The sequence below is a fragment of the Sphingomonas bacterium genome (assembly GCF_903643065.1).
Classification (GTDB): Bacteria; Pseudomonadota; Alphaproteobacteria; order Sphingomonadales; family Sphingomonadaceae; genus Sphingomonas.
Map to the genome: position 1 here is coordinate 1 of NZ_CAHJWX010000320.1, position 3,521 is coordinate 3,521.

6 protein-coding genes are annotated in these 3,521 nt (G+C 66.3%); 1 reads left to right on the forward strand and 5 read right to left on the reverse strand.

Annotated features, from left to right (window positions below):
* The 5 genes from HUU95_RS11200 to HUU95_RS11220 form a co-directional block, all read right to left on the reverse strand.
* The coding region (locus HUU95_RS11200) for a hypothetical protein (protein ID WP_174280185.1) at positions 1 to 449 on the reverse strand (449 nt) is incomplete at its 3' end.
* The gene (locus HUU95_RS11205; RefSeq protein ID WP_174280186.1) at positions 446 to 868 is read right to left on the reverse strand and encodes a DcrB-related protein; all 423 of its coding nucleotides are present in this window, start codon (positions 866 to 868) and stop codon (positions 446 to 448) included. The genes HUU95_RS11200 and HUU95_RS11205, both read right to left, overlap by 4 nt.
* 27 nt (positions 869 to 895) lie before the next feature.
* Positions 896 to 1,954: a hypothetical protein gene (locus HUU95_RS11210; RefSeq protein WP_174280187.1), complete on the reverse strand. Its 1,059-nt coding sequence runs from the start codon at positions 1,952 to 1,954 to the stop codon at positions 896 to 898.
* Positions 1,955 to 1,999: 45 nt separating this feature from the next.
* Positions 2,000 to 2,347, reverse strand: coding sequence for a hypothetical protein (locus tag HUU95_RS11215; RefSeq protein WP_174280188.1), 348 nt, complete (start codon positions 2,345 to 2,347; stop codon positions 2,000 to 2,002).
* Between the two features lie 128 nt (positions 2,348 to 2,475).
* Positions 2,476 to 2,979 carry a hypothetical protein gene (locus tag HUU95_RS11220; protein ID WP_174280189.1) on the reverse strand — a complete coding sequence of 168 codons (504 nt, stop codon included), beginning with the start codon at positions 2,977 to 2,979 and terminating at the stop codon, positions 2,476 to 2,478.
* Between HUU95_RS11220 and HUU95_RS11225 the strand changes: the two genes are divergently transcribed.
* A partial coding sequence (locus tag HUU95_RS11225; RefSeq protein WP_174280190.1) for a LysM peptidoglycan-binding domain-containing protein occupies positions 2,963 to 3,521 on the forward strand: 559 nt, incomplete at its 3' end. The two genes, HUU95_RS11220 and HUU95_RS11225, sit on opposite strands and share 17 nt — an antisense overlap.

Sequence of the window (3,521 nt, forward strand, 5' to 3'; positions counted from 1 at the left end):
AGCGGCGCCGCCGCCAGCCCGCCGGTGCCGACGATCAGGATCGCGCCGCCCACCACCGCCGCCCCGACCAGCAGCCCGGCGATGGCGCCCCGGAACGCATTGCTGTGCGCGATCTGGTGCTCGATGTGCGCCGCCCTGCGGCCGACCTTCGCGAGCGGACGCGCGCCGAGCGGCTCGGCCAGCTTCAGCAGCTTGTCGTCCAGGTGCAGCTTTTCCGCGACCCAAGCACCCGCCATCGCCGCGGCGACCGGCATCGCCACCGTGCGCGCGAAGCATTTGAGCGCCACCGTGCCCGCCGTGGCGGCGGTGGCGAGCCCGTCGGCGAAGATCGCGGCGGTGGCGGCATGGCCGGCGGTGGAAATGCCGGACACGGTGCTGGCGTCGCTCTGCGCGGCGGTGGTGCGCCGCAAGGTGTCCAGCCGGGCGTTCGCGGCGGCCGACACGCTCACGGGCCGAACTTGAACGACATCAGCGCGTCGATCATCTCCTGCCGGATGCCGTCGGCGTCGCGCTCGGGAAGCGAGCAGGTGAAGTTCAGCACCTTGTCACCCTCGTGCACCACCATCGCCATCAGCTGGTGCACCGGTTTGCCGTCGTTGCGCCAGGACAGGTCCAGGAACTGTGCCGGGTGCCCGTCGATCTCGCCGGTCGTGTCCGCCGCGATCGCGAGGTCCGGCAGCTGTGCCTGAAACGTCTGACGCTGCTGCGCGACATAGTCGGCGAACGCCATGCCGAGCGGCAGCGTGTCGCGCGCGATCACCATGTTGACGCCGGGCGTGCTCGCCCGTCCGGGCAGCAACACGTTGATGCTCTGATCCTGCCACGGATCAGCCAGCGTCAGCGCGCCCTCGTTGATGCGGTATTGCATGTCGTTGACAGTCCGTGGGCCGTTTCGTCAGTGGATCGCCTCGAACGGATCGAGCGGCTTCATCTTGACGGCGATGAGCTGGAGGATCCGGTCCGCCAGCTCCAGCTCCTTGCTCTTCTCCGTGTCGGGCGGCCCCATCATGCCGAAGAAGCTGGCCGAGTAAACGGGCATGCCGGCGATCTTGGTACTGAGCTCGTTGGTACGTTTCTGCACGTCGCCGCCGGCGCGGTTCACCGCCACCGTCTGATACGCGCCGTGCGCCATCGAGTAGGTGGGTGCGGGGACCGTCGATTTCGGGTAATCGGGGGCGGTCGGACGCTGGCCGATGGGGGTCAGCGTCGACTTGGCGGAGTCATGGCCGTCCATGCCGTAAACGCCGGCTTCCGTCTTGGAGAGCATGTCGGTTTCCAGCATCGCCGACAGATAGAACGTCAGCTCGATGATCTCGGCCAGCGTCGCCTTGAACGGGGGCGTGCGGCGGACAGGGACGCCGTAGAAGGGAGCGGCCCGTAGCCGCTGATAATGCTGGTCCTTCTGCGCCTCACTGAGCGTGTGTTCGCTCTCGATCAGCTCCGCCATTTGGAGCGCGCAGGTCGAATTGGCACGCATGAAATTCTCAAAATGGTTCATCTGCACGATCGGTTCGGGCGACAAGATATTATCGGCGACATGATAAAATTCGGTGACGAACCCCTCCGCCTTCTCCTTCATTTTATCTTTCAGACTGTCGGTGAAGCTCCCGATCGCGAACACCACGCCCTCGTTCTTGCGGATTGTCCGAAATAAGCGAAAAAGATTGTCGGTCAGCGTCTTACGCGCGAGCGTGATCACTGTCCGCTTGGCGATCATCTGCATCGTGACGCTGCCGATACTACCGAGCAACACCGAGCCGGTGGCGAGACAGGCCGCAGTGACGAACAGCTCGCCCGCCTGCTTGTCCGACTCTTTCTGCTTGTCTAACGTTTCTTTGTACTTGCTAAAGGCGATCGTATAGGAGTCGATGTAGTTCTGGCCGACGGCGCCCCGCCACTTATTTTCGGCGATGGTGGTGTCGGCAAAGAACTTGTCAAATCGTCCGATAGCCACGGTAGCGACCTTTCTGAAGGCGGGTGGGAGCGCGGCGGCGATGGACTACCACGCCCGCTCGACGCAGCGGGAGATCGCGGCCGCGTTTTCAATGCGCATGCCGCGCGCCTTGGTGACACAGGCGAGCTGAAGCCGTTCGAACTTGGGATGATCGGCGGCGGCGTAGCGGGCGAGCACGGCGTCCAGCCGCTTGCCCTCAGCGATCGCGAGATTGTTACGCCGGATGAACTCGGCAGCGTTCATGGTCGCATCCGTGCGGTATGGATTATCTTGGCCGTTGACGTCCTCGACTATGATCGGCTTGTCGCTCGACTCGTTCCCCGCACGTCCGCCCCCGCAACCGCCCAGCATCACCACGGCGAGCGCACTCGCCAGCGATATGGTAGCCTTCATCGGCTTCTCCCTCTTCGGCGCAACCGCCCGCCGCCCGCTTCGTTCCAAGCGATCGTGGCGACGGGACTGTCCCGCGACGTGCGTTCCCGGCGCGGTTGATTGCGTTGGGATAAGGCTTTGCGAGCCCTTTACCAGCTCACTTCCACGCAACGCCCCACCTGGCGAAAGTTCGTGGATGAGAGCCCATGGGCCGCGGTCGAGCATCTGTCCTGAAGGCGCTTGAACTTGCCTGTATCCTGAGTCTCGAGTCGGGTCAGCGCCTTGGATGAACGATTGTTTTCCGCGATGGCGAGATCGTTGCGCCGGAGAACCTCATCGGCAGTCATGGTCGCGTCGGTGTAATAGGGATCGGTCTTTGGATCGATAGCCGAAGCAGCGATCGCGAGCCCCGCCGCGCTGTTGTCGGACGCGGGTGCCGATCCGCAACCGCTCAGCATCGCGGTGGCCGCGAGCGCCAGCGTCCGCGCGGAAATGGCCGACATCCCGCTCTCCCTCCCCGCCGCAACCGCCCGCCAGCCGGTTCGTTCCGAGCGCTCGTCGCCGATCCGGATCCGTGACGAGTTGCGCGGCTGGGCCGGCTTTGCGATAGCGCCGGCCATCGTAAGGGGAAGCATGATGGCGGTGGTGTTCATGGCGACGGCGGACGGCGCGGCGCGGCGCGGCGCGGCGGCGGTGGCGCTGATCGGGCTGCTCGCGGGCTGCCATCACCGGCACCGCGGCATCGAATCGACGCCGCCACCCAGGATCCAGCCGATCCCGGCCGAGACGCCGGCGGCCTCGACGCAGAGCGACGAGGATCGCTACGTGACCGCCGTCACGCTGCTGGAGAAGGGCAGCACCGCCGAGGGGCGCAAGGTGCTGGCGGCGCTGGTCGACGATCGGCCGGGGGACCGCCACGCGCGCCAGCTGCTGAACGAGGTCGATACCGACGCGCACGCGCTCTACGGCAATGAGAGCTATGCCTACACCGTCCAGCCGGGCGACGCGCTGGTCGCGATCGCGCACCGGCTGCTGAAGGATGCCGACCAGTTCTATGGGCTGGCGCGGTACAACGGCCTGACCTTTCCGGTCGAGCTGAAGGCAGGGCAGGTGCTGCAGATCCCCGGGCGGCCCCCCGAGGCGCCGCGCCCGACGCCTGCGCCCGCGCCCGTGCCTCGCCGTCCGGCCGTGCCGG